Annotated in this window: 19 protein-coding genes; 8 read left to right on the top strand and 11 right to left on the bottom strand. The window is 72.8% G+C overall.

Translation table 11 applies throughout. The annotated features are described in order from the left end of the window. Window positions 1-1,016: glycoside hydrolase family 6 protein (locus C1A38_RS13190; RefSeq protein WP_102658127.1), on the bottom strand; the 1,016-nt coding region annotated here is incomplete at its 3' end. 183 nt (window positions 1,017-1,199) lie between these two features. On the opposite strand from C1A38_RS13190, the gene C1A38_RS13185 reads away from it, so the two are divergent. Continuing rightward, the gene (locus tag C1A38_RS13185; protein WP_102658111.1) at window positions 1,200-2,159 is read left to right on the top strand and encodes an NAD(P)/FAD-dependent oxidoreductase; all 960 of its coding nucleotides are present in this window, start codon (window positions 1,200-1,202) and stop codon (window positions 2,157-2,159) included. Window positions 2,160-2,181: 22 nt separating this feature from the next. Here C1A38_RS13185 and C1A38_RS13180 read toward each other — a convergent pair whose 3' ends face one another. After that, window positions 2,182-4,302, bottom strand: coding sequence for a SpoIIE family protein phosphatase (locus C1A38_RS13180; protein ID WP_102658110.1), 2,121 nt, complete (start codon window positions 4,300-4,302; stop codon window positions 2,182-2,184). Window positions 4,303-4,490: 188 nt separating this feature from the next. On the opposite strand from C1A38_RS13180, the gene C1A38_RS13175 reads away from it, so the two are divergent. Next, entirely contained in the window at window positions 4,491-5,333 is an 843-nt protein-coding gene (locus tag C1A38_RS13175) for a mechanosensitive ion channel family protein (protein ID WP_102658109.1), read from the top strand. Between the two features lie 52 nt (window positions 5,334-5,385). Here the strand turns inward: C1A38_RS13175 and C1A38_RS13170 are convergent, their stop codons facing one another. The 6 genes from C1A38_RS13170 to C1A38_RS13145 form a co-directional block, all read right to left on the bottom strand. Then, entirely contained in the window at window positions 5,386-5,760 is a 375-nt protein-coding gene (locus C1A38_RS13170) for a DUF6401 family natural product biosynthesis protein (RefSeq protein WP_102658108.1), read from the bottom strand. Between the two features lie 345 nt (window positions 5,761-6,105). Beyond that, entirely contained in the window at window positions 6,106-6,318 is a 213-nt protein-coding gene (locus C1A38_RS13165) for a hypothetical protein (RefSeq protein ID WP_102658107.1), read from the bottom strand. Window positions 6,319-6,463: 145 nt separating this feature from the next. Beyond that, the gene (locus tag C1A38_RS13160; RefSeq protein WP_102658106.1) at window positions 6,464-6,721 is read right to left on the bottom strand and encodes a hypothetical protein; all 258 of its coding nucleotides are present in this window, start codon (window positions 6,719-6,721) and stop codon (window positions 6,464-6,466) included. Window positions 6,722-6,891: 170 nt separating this feature from the next. Next, on the bottom strand, window positions 6,892-7,353 hold the full coding sequence (locus C1A38_RS13155) for an SRPBCC family protein (RefSeq protein WP_013732637.1): 462 nt from the start codon (window positions 7,351-7,353) through the stop codon (window positions 6,892-6,894). A gap of 49 nt (window positions 7,354-7,402) precedes the next feature. Further along, complete coding sequence (locus C1A38_RS13150; RefSeq protein ID WP_102658105.1) at window positions 7,403-7,819, bottom strand: DUF2795 domain-containing protein; 417 nt, start codon at window positions 7,817-7,819, stop codon at window positions 7,403-7,405. A gap of 46 nt (window positions 7,820-7,865) precedes the next feature. Then, window positions 7,866-8,846: a YihY/virulence factor BrkB family protein gene (locus C1A38_RS13145; protein ID WP_102658104.1), complete on the bottom strand. Its 981-nt coding sequence runs from the start codon at window positions 8,844-8,846 to the stop codon at window positions 7,866-7,868. Between the two features lie 141 nt (window positions 8,847-8,987). Here C1A38_RS13145 and C1A38_RS13140 point away from each other — a divergent pair, with 141 nt between their 5' ends. After that, on the top strand, window positions 8,988-9,389 hold the full coding sequence (locus C1A38_RS13140; protein ID WP_013732640.1) for a ChaB family protein: 402 nt from the start codon (window positions 8,988-8,990) through the stop codon (window positions 9,387-9,389). Between the two features lie 54 nt (window positions 9,390-9,443). Here C1A38_RS13140 and C1A38_RS13135 read toward each other — a convergent pair whose 3' ends face one another. Beyond that, window positions 9,444-10,877 carry an aldehyde dehydrogenase family protein gene (locus tag C1A38_RS13135; protein ID WP_102658103.1) on the bottom strand — a complete coding sequence of 478 codons (1,434 nt, stop codon included), beginning with the start codon at window positions 10,875-10,877 and terminating at the stop codon, window positions 9,444-9,446. Window positions 10,878-10,946: 69 nt separating this feature from the next. Here C1A38_RS13135 and C1A38_RS13130 point away from each other — a divergent pair, with 69 nt between their 5' ends. Beyond that, a complete protein-coding gene (locus C1A38_RS13130) occupies window positions 10,947-12,560 on the top strand; it encodes a phytoene desaturase family protein (protein ID WP_102658102.1) in 1,614 nt (537 codons plus the stop codon). A 47-nt stretch (window positions 12,561-12,607) separates the two neighbouring features. Here C1A38_RS13130 and C1A38_RS13125 read toward each other — a convergent pair whose 3' ends face one another. Together C1A38_RS13125 and C1A38_RS13120 are read right to left on the bottom strand one after the other, a co-directional pair. Next, complete coding sequence (locus C1A38_RS13125; RefSeq protein WP_102658101.1) at window positions 12,608-13,375, bottom strand: polyprenol monophosphomannose synthase; 768 nt, start codon at window positions 13,373-13,375, stop codon at window positions 12,608-12,610. 126 nt (window positions 13,376-13,501) lie between these two features. Next, window positions 13,502-13,948 carry an SRPBCC family protein gene (locus C1A38_RS13120; RefSeq protein ID WP_102658100.1) on the bottom strand — a complete coding sequence of 149 codons (447 nt, stop codon included), beginning with the start codon at window positions 13,946-13,948 and terminating at the stop codon, window positions 13,502-13,504. A gap of 213 nt (window positions 13,949-14,161) precedes the next feature. Here C1A38_RS13120 and C1A38_RS13115 point away from each other — a divergent pair, with 213 nt between their 5' ends. Genes C1A38_RS13115 through C1A38_RS13100 form a run of 4 tightly spaced genes read left to right on the top strand, consistent with a single transcriptional unit; the run spans window position 14,162 to window position 18,646 of the window. Beyond that, window positions 14,162-15,766: an HAD-IIIA family hydrolase gene (locus C1A38_RS13115; RefSeq protein WP_199180191.1), complete on the top strand. Its 1,605-nt coding sequence runs from the start codon at window positions 14,162-14,164 to the stop codon at window positions 15,764-15,766. Next, entirely contained in the window at window positions 15,763-16,734 is a 972-nt protein-coding gene (locus C1A38_RS13110) for a glycosyltransferase family protein (protein ID WP_102658098.1), read from the top strand. The genes C1A38_RS13115 and C1A38_RS13110 overlap by 4 nt, the downstream gene beginning before the upstream one ends. Next, window positions 16,725-17,942: a glycosyltransferase gene (locus tag C1A38_RS13105; protein ID WP_102658097.1), complete on the top strand. Its 1,218-nt coding sequence runs from the start codon at window positions 16,725-16,727 to the stop codon at window positions 17,940-17,942. The genes C1A38_RS13110 and C1A38_RS13105 overlap by 10 nt, the downstream gene beginning before the upstream one ends. After that, window positions 17,942-18,646 (top strand): D-sedoheptulose-7-phosphate isomerase, encoded by a 705-nt coding sequence (locus C1A38_RS13100; RefSeq protein WP_377679649.1) that lies wholly within the window; start codon window positions 17,942-17,944, stop codon window positions 18,644-18,646. Before C1A38_RS13105 ends, C1A38_RS13100 begins: the two co-directional genes overlap by 1 nt.

The raw sequence follows: 18,646 nt of genomic DNA, 5'->3' as shown, positions 1-18,646 counted from the left end.
GGGGGAGTGGTGGGGCCGGGGGTGGTGGGGGCCGGCGTGGTGGGCAGCGGCCCGGCCGCGATGGCCAGGTCGTACGCCCGCTGCGGCACGAACTGACCGGCGGCGGCGATGCAGCCATCGGCCTCGCCGGGCAGCTTGACCCAGAGGAAGGCGTCGATCGCCGAGTCGCCGGTGTTTGTGGTGCTCGGCGTGCCGATGGCCCGTCCCGGCGGGTCACACCACTCCGAGCCGGCGGGACCGTTGCCGTTGCGGCTGGTGTCGATGACCGCCTTCAGGCGGGAGATCCCGGTCGCCGCGATGATCGACTTGGCGTAGGAGACCTCACCGGCGGTGCTGCGGTAGTTCGACACGTTCACCGAGATGCCGTCGGCGCTGTTGGCGATGTCCGCGGCGAGCAGCCGGTTGGCGGCCTCGCCGGCAGAGAGCCAGCCGCCGTGGCCGATGTCGTAGTAGACCTTCGCCGCCGACGAGGCGCGCTTGAGGGCCTTACCGGCGTACGCCATCGAGGCCCGGACCTCGGCCTGCTGGTTGCCGTCCATGCAGCTGGTCATGATGGGGAGCACGTCCGGCTCCAGGATGATGGTGGCCGGTCGGCCCTGCAGGCCGGCCGCGACCTGGTCCACCCACTGACGGTAGGCGCTGTGGTTGGGCGCGCCGCCACCGCTGTGGTTGCTGCAGTCGCGGTTGGGGATGTTGTAGACCACCAGGATCGGGATCTTGCCCGCTGCGGCGGCGGCGCCGACGAACTGGCTCACCTCGCCCTGCACGGTCGAGGTGTTGGTGGTGGTGTACCAGCGGGGCTGCGGCACGTTGGCGATCCGGTCCCGGATCACGGCGGCCCGGGAGTCGCCCGGGTTGGCCGCCACCCAGCGGGCGGCGCTGGTCTGCGGGTCCACGTAGAAGGCGGAATCGGCAGCTGCGGCGGGCGCCGCCAGCAGCGCGCCCACGCCGACGGTGGCGGCGACGGTGAGTGCCGTCACCGCGCCGACCACGGCGGACGTGCGTCGGGTTCTCATGGTCTGCTCCTCGGATATATCGAGCAAGTTGCGTGGAAGCGCTCCCACATGTCCGTCAAGGTACGCACCCGTTGCGAGATTGTGAAGACCTTCCGGAAGCATCGATGGCTTTAGGTATGTTTACGGCCTGGCCAGCGGGCAGGTACGACGGAACCGGCGGGGATCGGTACGTAAGATCACCGGGTGACTACGGAGAGGGCCGGCGTCGTGGTGGTCGGTGCCGGCATCGCCGGTGTGGCGTGCGCGGTGCAGCTGCGACGGGCCGGCGTGCCCGTGCAGCTCAGGGAACGTGCCCAGGTGGCCGGTGGCCGGATGGCCAGCAAACGGTTCGACGGCCGCCCGGCCGACCTGGGCGCGGCCTACTTCACCGTCAGCGATCCGGACTTCGCCGAGGTGGTGGCGCAGTGGCAGGCCGCCGGGCTGGTCCGGGAGTGGACGGACACCTTCGTCGCGTACGGCGCGCAGGGGCGGCACGAGGTCCGTGGCCCGATGCGGTGGGCGGCGCCGCGCGGACTGCGTTCACTTGTCGAGCACCTGTCACAGGACCTGCCGGTGCTGGTGAACCGGCTGGTGCTCGACGTCGCCCCGGGACCGTCGGTGGACGGCCAACGGTGCCGGGCAGCCGTGCTGGCGATGCCCGGGCCACAGGCCGCGTTGGTGCTCGACCCGGCCCTGACCGCCGCCACCGAGGCGCTGCGGAACCAGAGCTGGTCACCGTCACTGGCGGCGATGCTGCGCTTCCCGCACCGGCGTTGGCCGGACTTCCGGGGCGCCTTCGTCAACGACCACCCGGTGCTGCGCCTGGTCTGCGACGACGGGGACCGCCGTGGGGACCGGGCGCCCGTGCTCGTCGCGCACACCACCGCGCAGTTCGCCGCCGGGCATCTCGCCCAGCCCACCGCCGCAGCCCCGGCGGTCGAGGCGGCGGTACGCGACCTGCTCGCCCTGCCCGAACCGGCGGTACACGTGCACCTGCACCGGTGGACGTACGCCCAGCCCACCGCCGGTTCCGCCGCCGGGTTCCACCTCGACGACGAGGGGATCGGGCTGGCCGGAGACGCGTACGGTGCGCAACCCCGGGTACAGACGGCCTGGCGCTCCGGCCACGACCTCGGTCGCGCGCTGGCCCGACGGCTGACCTGAGCGGCCCGCGGCGGGCCCGGCCCTACTGCGGCGGAGTCAGGATCTCGAACCAGACGGTCGAGCCCCGCACGGTGGGATCGGTGCCCCAGGCGTCGCTCAGCTCCTCGATCAGGCCCAGCCCACGGCCCCGACTGCTCAGCGTGTCCGTCCGGGTCCGGGTGACCGTGCCGCGCGAGCCCGAGTCGGCCACCGACACGAGCAGGCGCTCAGGGCTCAGATCGATCTCCACCCGGGCCGCCGTGCCGGCGTGCAGCAGGGCGTTGGTGGTCAACTCGCTGGTGCACAGCACCGCCGCGCCGATCACCGACTCGGCCACCTGCCATTCGGTGAGCTGGGCGGTCATCCAGTGCCGTACCCGGCTCGGCGCCGTCGGCTCGGCCGGTACCTCCATCCGGGCCGACCGGCTCGGCCGCAGCGCGTACTCGACGGCGAGCACGGCCACGTCGTCCTCGGTGGCGCCGGGCACCGCGGCGGTGGCGGTGGCACAGAGCGCACGGGGATCGCCGCTGTGCGCTGCGGCCACCGACTCGGCCAGCCGAGCCAGACCGTGCGAGAGCCCGTGCCGCCGCCGTTCCACCACGCCGTCACTGAACAGCAGTAACGTGTCGCCGGGCAAAAACGCGACGGTGCAGGTCGCCGGCTGGTATCCGACGCCCAGCGGCGCGCCGGCCGGCACCTGCACGTACTCGGCCCGCGATTCGCCGTCGGACGAGCAACGCCGGATCAGCGGTGCCGGATGGCCCGCACTGGCCAGGGTGAGCAGTTCCCGGGCCACGTCGATGACCCCGAACGCCACGGTGACGAACAGCTCGTGCGTACCGGCCTCGGCGCCCAGGCTGCTGACCAGACGGTCGAGCCCGACGAGCACCTGATCCGGGCGCGGCTCGTTGAGGGCCAACGCTCGCAGGGCGGCGCGTACCTGACCCATCCGGGCCGCAGCCTGCACGTCGTGTCCGGCGACGTCACCGAGCACCACGCCCAGCTCACCGGTGGGCAGCACGAAGGCGTCGTAGAAGTCCCCACCTGCGGCGTTGCCGTCCACGCCCGGGTCGTAGCGCGCCGCGATCCGCAGCCGGGGCAAGCCCGGCAGATTCTCCGGCAGCATGCTGCGCTGCAACAACTGGGCCGTACCGTGCTGGGTCTCGAAGCGGCGGGCCCGCTCGGTGGCCTGGCCGACCAACTCGGCCGACGCCGCCAGCAGCACCCGCTCCTGCGCGGACCAGGTGTGCGGGGAGCGGTAGCCGACGGTGAGGGCACCGCGTACCACGGCGGCGCTCAACGGCACCGTGGCCAGCGATCGGATCTTCTGGTCGTGACGGTCGGCGGCGATCTCGCGCAGCGGCTCGCCGTCGTCGGTGTAGCTGGCCCGTCCGGTGCGGGCGCTGACCACTGACGGGGCCGGCCAGTCCGCCGGTCCGCGCCGCCACAGCGGCGGGAGCCGTTCGTCGGCCTCGTCCACCAACTCGCCCCGCACCCGACGGGCCAGCCGCCAGCCGCCACCGTCGTCCACCGCGAAGGAGACCCGGTCGGCGTCGAACGAGGTGATCGCGTAGCGCAGCGCGACCCGGGCCACGTCGTCGAGGGTGAGGGTGGCGGACAGCGCCGCGGCGAGTTCGCTGATCCCCTGCAACTGCCGGATCGCCGGGTTGGTCTCGGTGATCACGGACAGCACACCGACAATGCGGCCCCGGCTGTCCCGCACCGGGGAGCAGGCCCGGACGTACACCACCTGGTCGAGTTGCCCGTTGGCCCGGCGCAGCGGCAGGGTCATCTCCCGTTCCAGGAACGGCTCGCCGGTGCGGTAGGTGTGCTCCACCACGTCACCGATGCCCGGCATCGGCCAGATGTCCGCGAAGACCTGCGGCGCGGGCTGTCCGAGGGCCTGGGGGTGCTTGTCGCCGATCAGTTCGGCGTACGCGTCGTTGTAGAGCAGGAAGAACTCGTCGCTCAGGTGCAGCACCATCGGTGCCGGCGAGGCGAGCACGATCTCGGCGGCGGCCCGTACGGCCAGGTCCCAGTATTCCGGGGGGCCGAGCCTGCTGCCGCTCCACTGGTGGCGGCCGACCATGCCGGTGACGCCAGGCATCCGCGCACTCGGGGCGCTGCCTGCTGGCGTGGGGACTCGCCCGACCGTTCCTGGCATGACAGCAGCCTAGTCCGGCGAGCCGAACAGTGTTTCGATCATGCGCCGCGATGTCGAGGCGATGGACATAAGTCCAGGTCAGAGCAGTCCTGTGGCGATCTGTCGAGAAAAAGGAGGCGATCGGCGCGGCGTGCCGTCCGAGCGAAGGGGTAAGCGCGCGGGGCAGACCATGCGACAGGAGGGACATCATGCCGGAAACCTTCGCGGCCAGGCAGGTCGACATCGGCAATGCCGTGGCTGACATGTGGAGGTCGGTGCTGCTGTTCGTACCGAGGGCCATCGCGTTCATCGCGATCCTGGTGGTCGGATGGCTCATCGCCAGAGCCGTGCTCAAGATTGTCGACGCGGCGCTGGAACGGGTGGGGTTCGACCGGGCGGTCGAACGAGGTGGCATCAAACGCGCACTGGAACGAACGAAGTACGACGCCAGTGACATCCTGGCGAAGCTGGCGTACTACGCCGTGCTGCTGTTCACGTTGCAGTTCGCGTTCGGGGTCTGGGGACCCAACGCGATCAGCAACCTGATCTCGGGTGTGGTGGCCTGGCTGCCACGCGCGTTCGTCGCGATCATCATCGTGGTGATCGCCTTCGCGATCGCCAACGCCGTACGGGACATCGTCAGCGGGTTCCTGGGCGGCCTGTCGTACGGCAAGGTGCTGGCCGACGTGACGGCCTTCTTCGTGATCGCCCTGGGTGTGATCGCGGCGCTCAACCAGGTGGGCATCGCCACCACCGTCACGACTCCGGTGCTCATCGCGGTGCTCGCCACGGTGGCCGGCATTCTGATCATCGGCGTCGGTGGTGGTCTCGTCCGGCCGATGCAGAACCGCTGGGAGGACTGGCTGCGCCGCATCGCCGACGAGTCGCGGGCCGTTCGTGAACAGCGGCAGGGCGCTGCGGCCGGTCGCGGCGACACCCAGCGGCAGATGGCCGACCGGGCCGGTGCCGAGCGGAGTCAGGCGATGGCCGGTGGTCGGGCGACCCACCAGTCCGGGGCCGCGAGCGACGAAACGCAGCAGTTTCGCCGGTGAGCACGGCAGCAGGCTGCAACGGGTGTCCGCCGACGGCGGGCACCCGTTGCCGTCACAGCGGCGGCGGCTGCGGGGCCGGGGTGTCGAGGGCGGCGGTCAGCGCGCAGACGGCGAGCAGGCGCACCAGCACCCAGTCGGCCTCCGACCAGTCGATCGGATCGGTGGGCGGTTGCCACCCGTGTTCGTCGGCCGCGGCGCGGACGCCCTCGGCGTAGCCGGCGAGCGCGGCGGCGGTCAGCGGGCGCTGGTCACCGTGCAGGCTGTCGCGTACGGCGGCGGCGTGCTGGTCGACGACCGCGAGCAGCCCGGGCAGCTGGTTGGCGGCGGCCAACCCGTCGAGCCCGACGGCGTTGGCGAGCCCCACGAGGGTGGTTCGCGTCGCGTCGACAGCAGTGGAGGCGGGAACCTGGTTCGAGGGCACGCGCATGGGGAGCGAATCTACCCAAGCCGGACCGGCAGCGTCCTCGCCCACTCGGTTGGCAGGTGCATCCACCGCTGGTCGTCGGCGGCTGTCCGCGAGTTCCAAGTCGGTGCGGACCGGGCAGCAGGCACTGCCGCGGATGGTGCGCCAGCCCTCAGGACGACACGAAACGGACCAGCGGTCGACGTCGCCGATCAAGCCCGGCCCTCGGCCCGGGTGACCGATCACACAGCCGCGCCACCGGTCACACAGCCGCGCCAACGATCAGTCAGCCGGCCAAGGATCAGAGCCAGCGCGCCACCGATCAGACAGCCGCCGACGACCCGGCGAGCCGGGCCGTCGGCGGTGAAGTCAGTCGGTCGAGCGGGCGTCGGCGGGACGACGGCGGGCGGCGTCGTCGGCGATGATCACAGTGGCCACCATCAGCGCGACGCAGAGGCTGAACAGCCAGGAGCTGTCCGCGACCAGCCGGGCGGAGACGGGTGCCTGCACGGCGGCAAGGAGGAAGCCGATCCATGCCAGGCGGCGCTGACGCGTGGTGAGGAAGCCGGAGCCCTGATGCATTCCGAAAGTCTTACGCGCATCGAGGGCATTGCCGTCAGCCGAACGGCCGATTCTGGCCGAGCTGTCCGAATTTCCGACCGTCCGGCCGGAGCTTCATCGCCCCGGTCGGGGAGGCCGAGTCTCACCGACCCGTTCGGGGCGGGCGTCACATGGTGTCGGGTCCGGTACGGCCGGTGGTCGACGGGCGGTACCCCCGCTCCGGGTCGGTCGGCTCCAGGTCGCTGCCGGGCACGACCCGACCGCGGTCGGCCGGCTCCGGGCCGTGCCCGAAGGTGGCCTCCTCACCGGCGTCGTTGGCGGTCACGTCATCGGCCTGCCCGTCGAGCGTGTTACGGGCCACGGCCCGGTCCAACTCCTCCAGCGAGAGCCGCTCCTCTTTGCGCCACGTCCTGTCGTCCGTCATGCCTTGAGCCGTACCCCCGCCCGGTCGCCGCAAACGGGAGCCCGGGCACCCGCGGCCCGGACCGCCGTGCACCGGCGGCGCCCAGCCGGCCCGGCGACCGACGGGCGCGCCGCGCACGGCGACGGCCGCCGGTGGGGACACCGGCGGCCGTCGACGAGATCGTGGTCAGGTCAGGGCTGAGGTCGGTCGACCTTGCCGCGCCAGGCGCCGGTCTCCTGCCCGCGTCGTTCGATGAACTGCTTGAACCGCTGAAGGTCACCCTTGGCCCGCCGGTCGACCACGCCGAGCTTGTCGCCGGCCTGCTCGATGACGCCGTGCGGGTCGAACTCCAGTTGCAGGCTGACCCGGCTGCTGTGCTCGTCGAGCCGGTGGAAGGTCACCACTCCGGCGTGCTGGGTGCCGCCGGTCGAGCGCCACGCCACCCGCTCGTCGGGCAGCTGCTCGGTGATCTCGGCGTCGAACTCCCGCTTGACCCCGGCGATCTCGACGGTCCAGTGGGTCATCGTGTCGGACAGTTGGCGTACGGACTCCACGCCCTCCATGAAGTGGGGGAATTCCTCGAACTGGGTCCACTGGTCGTACGCCGTCCGCACCGGGACGGCCACGTCGACATGTTCGGTTACGCCACTCATCAGCATCCCTCCCTGCGCCGGCGGGGGCGACGGGCCTGGACGGCCCGTCTCACCAGCGCGTCGTCTCGTTCTTGTGCCCCAACGCCGCCCACACCTCGGACACCGTCTGGTACCGGGTGCCGTCTGGCAGACGCTCCAGCGCGGCGATCACGTCGTCGGGTGCCTCGTTCTCCCGCGCGTTGGCGAGCAACGCGGCCCGGTCGCCGGGCAGGGCGGTCATCGTGATGAACCGCCCGAGCCGGCTTCGCGCCTCGACGTCCTCGGAGGTCATCCCCTGTGGGGTGCCGCTGCGCAGGTCACCGCCGGGGGCGGTGGTCGTCTCCGGCTGGTCTTCCCCGGCGGGTTCCGGTACACGGGACTCGTCGACCCGCGAGCCACCGGTCCCCGGCCCCTGTACCAGGCCGTTGACCTCCTGGCTCATCTGCTCGTCGACTCTCGGTGCGTGCTTGCTGTTGCCGCGATCCATGCCTTCTGCGCTACCCGCCACGGTGGGTGGTAAACCCGGCAAGCAGTCACGAATCGGCCGGTGAGCGGGGCGGCAACACCGGTTCGGTGGTGTCGTTCGCACCGGACTGGATCACCCGACCGCGCTGGAGTTCGGCGTTGATCTGGACGCCGAGCATCAGCGCCGAGTTGGACAGGAAGAGCCAGACCAGGAACGCGATGACCGCGCCGAGGCTGCCGTAGGTGGCGTCGTACGAGCCGAAGTTCGCCACGTACAGGCCGAAGCCGAAGGAGGAGATCATCCAGGCGAGCAGCGCCACCACGCCGCCCGGGGTGAGCCAGCGGAAGCGGGGCTGACGCACGTTCGGCGCGACCCAGAACAGCAGGGACAGCAGCAACATCGCGATCATCGCCAGGGCCGGCCACTTCGCCACGGCCCAGGCCGTACGGGCCGCGCCACCGGCACCGATCAGGTCACCGACCGCGTCCGCGACCGGGCCGCTGACGATCAGACCGGCGGCCACCGTGGCGATCAGGACCAGCGACAGGGCGGCGAGCCCGATCTGCATCGGACGCAACCGCCACATCGGCCGGCCCTCGGTCACCCCGTAGATCGCGTTCGAGGCACGGGTGAACGACGCGATGAAGTTCGACGCCGACCAGAGGGCACCGAACAGACCGAAGCTGAGCAGGACCCCGGCCGAACTGTTCTGGTCCACAAGCGCCCGAACCACCCCGACGAAGCTCTCGTTGCCCACCACGTCACCGGCACCGACGCCACGGGCCAGGTCCAACACGGTGTCGACGGTGCGTTCGCCGTCGGAGACCAGACCGACCAGGGCGACCACCACGACGGTGGACGGAAACAGCGCGAGCACCCCGTAGTAGGTGAGCGCGGCAGCCCAGTCCGTGCAGTTGTCCCGCAGGAAGTTGCGGCCGCTGCGGATCAGCACGCCACGCCAGGTCGGCCAGCTCAGTTGGCGGATCCGGCGGGGCAACGCGGCGGTGCGACCGTCGGCCGGCGGGACGTCGGAGTTCGTCGTGGTCATCACCGCTCCCTCGCAGTTCGCGACCCATTCGGGTGGCCCGGCCGGTACCCGGCCTCAGCCGTCGGCAAACCGGCGCGCCCGTTTACCGGCTGCGGCAACGGGGACGCCAGTAGGAACGCTCGCAGACGACAGGAGGACGAGATGCCCGGGCGCGAGGTACTGCCCAGCACGCTGCGGCGCTCCCCAGAGAAGGCCCAGCGCACCTGGGAGAAGACGCACGATTCCGCCGTCGAGACCTACGGCGAGGGCGAGCGGGCGCACCGTACCGCCTTCGCCGCGGTGAAGCACCAGTTCGAGAAGGTGGGCGACCACTGGGAGCCGAAGGGCCGCAAGGGCCCCAGCGACGCGCAGGCCGCAGGTGGCGGCCCGCAGCGGCGGGCACCCACCGCAGGTGGGGTGGACGCGAACGCCCCCAAGGACCACCTCCTGGAGGTGGCCCGCAAGCTGGACGTGCGGGGCCGGTCGAGCATGACCAAGCCGGAACTGGTCAAGGCCATCGAGAAGGCCAACGACCGGCAGACCCGCAAGGCCCGCGGCGACTGAGCTGACGTCGAGGGTTCCGGTCGCAGGGGTACGCCCGCGACCGGGCCCTCGCGCTCACCAGTGCCCGCCGCCGGGCGCCTCGATGTGCACCGCCTTCATCGCGGTGAACTCGTCGAGCAGTTCCGGCCCGTAGCCGAAGCCCTGACCACTGCCCCGACGGGGATGGGCGGCACCGGCGGGGGCGCCGCCGAAGACCGCGTTCACCTTGACGGTGCCGACCGGCAACTCCCGCCAGGCCCGCTGGGCGTGGCTCATCGACCCGGTCAGCACCGTGGCGGCCAGCCCGTACGGCGAGTCGGCCGCACACCGCAGCGCCTCGCTGAACGAGTCGACCACCACCACCGGCGCGACCGGCCCGAAGGTCTCCTCGCGGACCAGCGTCAGGTCGTGCCGACAGTTGTCGACCACGGTGGCGGGATAGAAGGCGCCAGGGCCCTCGGGCAGCGTGCCGCCGACCCGGATCCGGGCACCGTCGGCCGCCGCCGCGGTGACCTGCCCGTGCACCTGGTCACGGTGCCGCCGGTCGACGAGCGGGCCGAGTTCGGTGTCCGGATCGCGGCCCGGCCCGACGCGTAGGGCCGCAGCCCGCTCGACGAGCGCGTCGACGAAGTCCTCCGCGATGTCCCGATGGGCGTAGATCCGTTCCACGGCGACGCAGATCTGCCCCGCGTTGGCGAACGCGCCCTGCGCCGCCTGACCGGCCGCCCACACCGGGTCGACGTCCGCGTCGACGATCAGCGGGTCGCTGCCCCCGTTCTCCAGCAGCACCTTGGCACCGCCGACCGCGGCAGCCGCGGCGATGGCCCGGCCGGTGGCGGTGGAGCCGACGTGCGCCACCACGTCCACCTCGGCGGCGGCCAACGCCGCGCCCGTCTCCGGGCCGCCGGTGAGCAGCGACAGCACCCCGGCCGGCAGCGCGGTGTCGAACGCCCGGGCCAGCAGCCACCCGGTCGCCGGGGTCCGTTCGCTCGGCTTGTGCAGCACCACGTTGCCGGTGACCAGGGCCGCGCCGAGCAGCCCACAGGCCACCGCCACCGGATCGTTCCACGGGGTGATCACGGCGACCACCCCGCGCGGCTCGGGGGCCATGAAGTCGACAGCGGCGGGATCGCCGTGCAGGGTACGGCCACCACGCGTCGCGGCCAGTTCGGCGTACTGGCGCAGGGTGCCGATGCCGGCGTCCACCCCGCCGCGGGCGTCTGCCAGCGGCTTGCCCATCTCCGCCGTGGTGGCCTGCGCGAGTTCGTCGGCGGCGTCGGCCACCGCGTCGGCGGCGCGGTGCAGCGCCGCCGCCCGTTCCGCCGGTGCGGTCGCCGTCCACTGCGCGGTCATCTCCCGCGCCGCCGCCACGGCCTTGCCCACCTCGTCGGCCGTCGCGATCGGCGCGGTGCTCACCCGGCTGCCGTCGGACGGGTCGCAGACCACGAACTCGCCGTCGTCCCCGCCGGCCCCCCACACCCCGCCGATCAGCTGCGCAACCGTGTACATGGGCGCTGGATGCCCCGCGCCAGGGCCGGCAAACGTTTCGTCCGGTTGGCTGCGGGGTAGCGTCCGTGGATGACTTCGCCGGGTTCCACCGGTTCCGAGCGGGCGGACGCCGTCGTCATCGGAGCGGGCCACAACGGACTTGTCGCCGCCAACCTCCTCGCCGACGCCGGCTGGGACGTCCTGCTGCTGGAGGCGACCCAGGTGCCCGGAGGGGCGGTGCGGTCGGCCCAGGTCACCGCACCGGGCTACCTCAGCGACCTCTACAGCTCCTTCTACCCGCTCGGCTACGTCTCGCCGGTGCTGCGCGACCTGGACCTGCCGCGGCACGGGCTGGTCTGGCGACACGCCCCGGACGTGCTGGCGCACCTGTTTCCCGACGGGCGGGCGGCACTGCTCAACCGCGATCCGGCGGTCACCGCGGCCTCCCTGGAGGAGTTCGCGCCCGGTGACGGGCAACGCTGGCTGACCGCGTACGAGCAGTGGCGGCAGGTCGCCGAACCGATGATCGACGTGATCACCACGCCGTTCCCGCCGGTGCGCGGTGGGCTGGACCTGCTGCGTCGAGTGCGGGTCGGCGGCGCGCTGCGGCTGGCCCGGCGGATGGTGCTGCCGGTACGCCGGCTCGGTGCGGAACTGTTCGCCGGCGACGGCGGCACCGCGCTGCTGGCCGGCTGCGCCCTGCACACCGACCTGTCGCCCGAGGAGGCCGGCTCGGGGGTGTACGGCTGGCTGCTGGCGATGCTCGGGCAGCAGGTCGGCTGGCCGGTGCCGGTCGGTGGGGCGCAGAAGATCACCGACGCGCTTGTGGACCGGCTGACCGAACGGGGTGGCCGGATCATCTACGGTGCCCGCGCCGACCGGGTGCTGATCGCCCGGGGACGGGCGGTGGGCGTACGCACAGTGGGTGGCCGGTTGTGGCAGGCCCGCCGGGCGGTGCTCGCCGACGTGCCCGCGCCCGCGCTCTACCTCGACCTGGTCGGGGCCCCAGCGCTACCGCCCCGGCTGGTGGCGGACCTGGAGCACTTCCGCTGGGACGGCTCGACGCTGAAGGTGGACTGGGCGCTGTCCGGGCCGATGCCGTGGCGCAACCCGCGGCTGTCCACCGCCGGCACCGTGCACCTGGGCGCCGATCTCGGCGGGCTGACCGGGTACGCCGCGGACCTGGCCCGTGGTGAACTGCCGCGTGATCCGTTCCTGCTGCTCGGGCAGATGTCGGTGGCCGATCCCAGCCACTCACCGCCGGGCACCGAGTCCCTCTGGTCGTACACCCACCTGCCGTTCCGGCAGGACTGGCGGGCCGAGGAACTGATGACGCACGTGGAGCGGATGGAGGCGGTGCTGGAGGCCGCGGCCCCCGGCTTCCGGCAACTGGTCGTCGGCCGGCACGTGGCCGGACCGGCCGAGTTGGAGCAGGCCAACCCGAGTCTGGTCGGCGGGGCGCTGGGCGGTGGCACCGCCGCGCCGTACCAGCAGCTGTTCCTGCGCCCGATCCCCGGCCTGGGCCGGGCCGACACGCCCGTGGACCGGCTCTTCCTGGCCAGTTCGTCGGCGCACCCGGGCGGCGGGGTGCACGGCGCGCCGGGTGCGAACGCCGCCCGTGCCGCACTGGCCCGCGACGGCGTGCTCACCGGCGACCTCTACCGCGGCGCGGTACGCACCGCGCACCGCGCCATCTACCGCTGACCTGCCCGCGCGGTACGCACCGCGCGGCCTGCCGCTGACCGGTCGGCTCAGCGCTCGATGTGCCGGTGCCGGGTGCGCAGCTTGAACGGCATCAACGCGCTTTCGATCTTGGTGGCGGTGGTCATCTTCGAGTCGCCGTCGCGCCGCTCCTCGAACCGGATCGGCACCTCGAGGATGGTGTGCCCGAGCTTCGTGGCGAGGTAGTGCATCTCGACCTGGAAGCTGTAGCCGTTGGACTGGACCCGCTCCAACCCGATGTCGCGCAGCGCGTCGGCCCGCCAGATCTTGAAGCCGGCGGTCAGGTCCCGGATGCGTACCCGCAGCAGGGTGTGCACGTAGAGATTCGCCCAGCCGCTGAGGGCCCGTCGGTACAGCGGCCAGTTCTCGTCCAGCTCGCCACCGGGGACGTACCGCGACCCGATCACCACGCCGGCCTGGGTGGACAGCAGGGCACCGAGCATGCCGGGCAGCGCCTCCGGCGGATGCGACAGGTCGGCGTCCATCTGGGCCACGTACTCCGCCCCACCGTCGAGGGCACGACCGATCCCGTCGACGTACGCGCGCCCGAGACCCTCCTTGCCCGGCCGGTGCACCACCTCGATCCGCTCGGGGTGCTCGATGGCCAGCTTGTCCGCCACGTCGCCGGTGCCGTCCGGCGAGTTGTCGTCGGCGACCAGCACCTTCAGACCGGGCAGTGGCAGCGCCAGGAGCCGTTCGACCAGCGTCGGCAGGTTGCCGGCCTCGTTGTAGGTCGGCACCACGACAGTCAGGCGCGCGTCCCGCCACGGCGAGGGCAACTGGACGGGTTCGATCATGGGGGACATCCTCGGTCTGCTAACAGGGTCTATCAGAGAGTAGCTACTTGCCCCTTCCGGGGCGAAATGGCTCCCCCGCCCGGTGTCGGCCGCTCTGCCGGCACGCGGTCGGTCGACGGGTCCGGATCAGTCCGGGGTCTTCTGCCGACGAGCGATGTCGGAGAGCCGGTTGAGCGTCTCCTTGTTGCGCTGGTGCAGCACCAGGTCGTTGAGTTTGTTGCGCACCCAGCGCAGCGGGCCGGCGGCGAAGTCCTCACCGAGCGACACCCGGGTGGCGTCCGGACCGACCGGTTCCAGGGCGAACACCACGATCGCCTCGCCGGCAGGCCAGAGCTTCACCCGCAGCACCAGCTTGCGCTCCGGCTCGCACTCCAACACCAGGGAGGAGTCCTCCAGCGAGAACGGCCAGGGCCCGGCACGGTGATGCAGTCGGGTGCCGACCGCGGGCCAGTCGTCGTCCACGTTGCGCATGTGGGCGGTGCCGACCACCCAGTCGCTGTAGGTCCATCCGTCCGCGAGGACCGCCCAGACCTGCTGGACCGGAGCCTTGATCACTTGCTGCACGATCGCCACCGGTTGTCCGTACCCCGCCGCTGTCGCCGGCTAACCACACCCGGGTTAGCTTCTCCGGGGCGACGGGTAAGGCCACCGCTGGCGGCGCCCCGACAGGCCGCCGACGCGCGGCATTCGCCCGCCGCGTCGCATTCGACGTTTACTCCTCGGGGCGTCGGGAACCCGCCGCCCGTGCGAGGGGACCGTGGGGAACCGGATAAGCGCAGGTCAGCCGTGGTGCTGGCCGGTCGCGAGTCCCCGCTGTTCGACGCGGTGCTGCTGGACCGCGACGGCACCCTGATCGAGGACGTGCCGTACAACGGTGATCCGGACAAGGTGCGGGCCGTGCCCGGTGCCCGCGCGGCGCTGGACCGGCTGCGTGCCGCCGGCCTGAAACTCGCCGTGGTGACCAACCAGTCCGGGCTGGCCCGGGGCCTGTTCACCGCCGCGCAACTGGACCAGGTGCACCGCCGGGTCGAGCAGCTGTTGGGGCCCTTCGACAGCTGGCAGGTGTGCCCGCACGACGACGGCGACGGCTGCGCCTGCCGCAAGCCGGCACCGGGACTGGTGTACGCCGCCGCCGAGGCGCTGGGCACCGTGCCGGCCCGCTGCGCGCTGATCGGTGACATCGGGCGGGACGTCACGGCGGCGCTGGCCGCCGGTGCGGCCGGCATCCTGGTGCCGACGCCGGTCACCCGGACCGAGGAGATCGCCGCGGCGCCCTGGGTGGCCGACGACCTGCCGTCGGCGGTCGCGGAGATCCTGCGTCGCCAGCAGGCGCTGACCTCGGCGACGACCGCCGCCCGCGTCGAGGGGGAACGGACCGTGCTGGTGGTCCGCTCCGATTCGGCGGGCGACGTGCTGGTGACCGGGCCGGGCATCCGGGCGGTGGCCGCCGGCGCCGACCGGGTGGTGCTGCTCTGCGGCCCGCATGGTCGGGCCGCCGCCGACCTGCTGCCCGGCGTCGACGAGGTGATCGAACACCGGCTGCCGTGGATCGACCCCGCACCCGGCCCCGTGGACCCGGCGGAGATGACCGCGCTGATCGACCGCCTCGCCGCCGTCGCCGCCGACGAGGCGGTCGTCTTCACCTCCTTCCACCAGTCGCCGCTGCCGTTGGCGTTGCTGCTGCGCATGGCCGGTGTCGGGCGGATCGCCGCGATCAGCGACGACTACCCCGGCTCGCTGCTGGACGTGCGGCACCGGGTACCGGCCGGTGTGCCGGAGGCCGAACGTGCCCTGTCCCTCGCCGCGGCGGCGGGCTACCCGCTACCGCCCGGCGACGAGCCGCGCCTGCGGTTGCGGCCGGCGCCACCGCCCCCACCCGAGGCCGGCGAACCGGGGTACGTGGTGCTGCACCCCGGCTCGGCGGCCCAGGCCCGGGGCTGCCCACCGGAGCTGGCCGAGCGGATCTCCCGAGAACTTGTCGACGCCGGCCACCGGGTGGTGGTCACCGGCGGCCCGCAGGAACGCGACCTGACCGCCCGGGTGGCCGGCGCCCACGCCGTGGACCTGGGCGGCCGGACCGGGCTGGCCGAATTGTCCGGGGTCGTCGCGGCGGCCGGCGCGGTCGTGGTGGGCAACACCGGCCCGGCGCATCTGGCCGCCGCCCACGAGGTGCCGGTGGTCAGCCTCTTCGCGCCCACCGTCCCGTTCGGCCAGTGGGGACCCTGGCGGGTGCCGACGGTACGTCTCGGCGACGCCACCGCCGCGTGCCGCGACACCCGGGCCGCGCGTTGTCCCGTACCCGGGCATCCCTGCCTGAGCCGGGTCGAACCCGAAGCGGTCCTGACCGCCCTGCGGTTGCTGGCCGTGCCGAGCGGTGGGAGTGGCCGATGAACATCCTGCTGTGGCACGTGCACGGCTCCTGGACCACCTCCTTCGTGCACGGCAAACACCGCTACCTGGTGCCGGCCACCCCGGACCGGGGTCCGTACGGCCTGGGCCGGGCCCGCACGTACACCTGGCCGGAGAGCGCGACCGAGGTGAGCCCCGAGCAGTTGCGCGGCGCCGAGGTGGACGTGGTCATCCTGCAACGCCCCGAGGAACTGGACCTGGCGACCGAGTGGCTGGGCCGCCGCCCCGGCCGGGACCTGCCGGCGATCTACGTGGAGCACAACACCCCCAAGGACGGCGACGTCCCGCACAGCCGCCACCCGATGGCCGACCGGGACGACCTGCTGATCGCGCACGTGACCGCGTTCAACGAACTCTTCTGGGACACCGGGGCGACCCGGACCACTGTCGTCGACCACGGCATCGTGCCCCCGGCGGTGGAGTACACCGGCGAGCTGGACCGGCTGGCCGTCGTGATCAACGAGCCGGTACGCCGCTGGCGGGTCACCGGCACCGACCTGCTGCCCCGGTTCGCCGAGATCGCCCCGCTTGACGTCTTCGGCATGAAGGTGGCCGGGCTGGCCGACCATCTCGGGCTGCCCGCCGACCGGCTGATCAGCCACGACGACGTGCCGCAGCACCGGATGCACGCCGAGTTGGCGCGCCGCCGGGCGTATCTGCACCTGTGCCGGTGGACCTCGCTCGGGCTGAGCCTGATCGAGGCGATGAGCATCGGCATGCCGGTGGTGGCGCTGGCCACCACCGAGGCGGCGATGGCGGTGCCGCCGGACGCCGGTGCGCTCTCCACCCGGGTCGACACCCTGCTCGCGGCCGCTGGCCGGTTCGTCGCGCAGCCGCAGCAGGCCCGCCGAGCGGGCCTCGCGGCCCGTGCCGCCGCCCGGGAGCGCTACGGCCTCGACCGATTCCTCGCCGACTGGGACCGGCTGCTGGAGGAGGAAGTATGCGGATAGCGATGATCTCGGAGCACGCCAGCCCGCTCGCCATCCTGGGCGGTGAGGACGCCGGCGGCCAGAACACGCACGTCGCGGAGCTGTCCGCCGCGCTCGCCGCCGCCGGGCACGACGTACGGGTCTACACCCGGCGCGACGCGGTCGACCTGCCGGTGATCGTCCGCAGCCCGGACGGCTACGACGTGGTGCACGTGCCGGCCGGCCCGGCCGAACCGGTGGCCAAGGACGCGCTGCTGCCGCACATGCGACCGTTCGGCGCGTGGCTGGTGGACCGCTGGCGCGGCGGCGACTGGACACCGGAGGTGATCCACGCGCACTTCTGGATGAGTGGACTGGCCGCACTGCAGGCCGGCCGGGCCCTGGAGATACCTGTGGTGCAGACGTACCACGCGCTGGGCACGGTCAAGCGCCGCCACCAGGGCGTGCAGGACACCAGCCCGGCCCGCCGCATCGGCTACGAACTGCACCTCGGTCGATCCGTCGACCGGGTCATCGCGCAGTGCCGCGACGAGGTGGGGGAGTTGGTCCGGATGGGGGTGCCCCGCTCGGCGATGACAGTCGTCCCGTCCGGGGTGAACCTGGGCACCTTCGCGCCGCTGGGACCGACCGCCGAGCGGGAACCCGACCGTCCCCGGATCCTCACCGTCGGCCGGCTGGTGGAACGCAAGGGCTTCCAGACCGTGGTGCGGGCCATGGCACACGTACCCGAGGCGGAGTGCGTGGTGGTGGGCGGCCCACCTGCCGGGTTGCTGGAGACCGACCCGTACGCCCGGCGGCTGCGGGCCCTGGCGGGCAGCTGCGAGGTGGCCGACCGGGTGCGGCTGGTGGGCGCGGTGCCCCGGGAGGAGATGGGCCGCTGGTACCGGTCGGCGGACATCGTGGTGGCCGCTCCCTGGTACGAGCCGTTCGGCCTGACCCCGCTGGAGGCGATGGCGTGCGGCGTGCCGGTGGTGGCCACCGCCGTCGGCGGCCTGCGGGACACCGTGGTCGACGGGGTGACCGGGGATCTGGTGCCGGCCCGCGATCCCCGGGCGTTGGGCGAGGCGCTGCGGCGGCTGCTCGACGACCGGATCCGCCGGTTCGCGTACGCGGGTGCGGCGCGGGCCCGCGCCCGGCAGCACTACTCGTGGACCGTCACCGCCGAGCGGATCGCCGAGGTGTACGCCGAGGTGGTCGCCGTACGCCGGCCGACCCGGGTGGTGGCCTGATGCCGGCGGCCACCCTGCTGGAGCGGCACCTGGCGAACCTGGCTGCGGCGCTGCCGCCGTACCAGCGGTGCGAGCCGCTGCTCGCCAGGTGGGGTGCGACGCTGGCGCAGCGACTCACCGCCGGTGGCCGGCTGCTGGTGGCCGGCAACGGCGGCAGCGCCGCCGAGGCGCAACACCTGACCGCCGAACTGGTCGGCAAGTTGCGCGACGACCGTCAACCACTGTCGGCGATCGCCCTGCACGCCGAGACGTCGGCGTTGACCGCGATCGGCAACGACTACGGCTACGACGAGGTCTTCGCCCGCCAGGTCCGGGCCCACGGCCGGCCCGACGACGTGCTGCTGCTGCTGTCCACAAGCGGTGGCAGCGGCAACCTGCTCGCCGCCGCCCGGGCCGGGCGGGAAGCCGGGCTGCGGTGCTGGGCCTTCACCGGGCCGGCCCCGAACCCGCTCGCCGACGCCTGCCACGAGGTGCTCGCGGTGGAGTCGTCGGACAGCCAGGTCGTGCAGGAGTTGCACCTGGTCTCCAGCCATCTGCTCTGCGAGTACGTGGAACAGGCGATGCCGGAGCACACCGGCGACACGACACCGCGCTACGTCGAGCCGCAGGTGCCGGCGGTGTCGAGCGCCCCGGCGGAGGGTCCGGTGCGGGCGGGTGTCGAGGTGGTACTGGACGGCGGTGCCGGGCGACCGGTAGAGGCGTGA

It is taken from the genome of Verrucosispora sp. ts21, assembly GCF_002879555.1.
Classification (GTDB): Bacteria; Actinomycetota; Actinomycetes; order Mycobacteriales; family Micromonosporaceae; genus Micromonospora; species Micromonospora gifhornensis.
The sequence above is the reverse complement of the archived record's forward strand: the minus strand, read 5'-3'. Positions and strand labels throughout refer to the sequence as shown.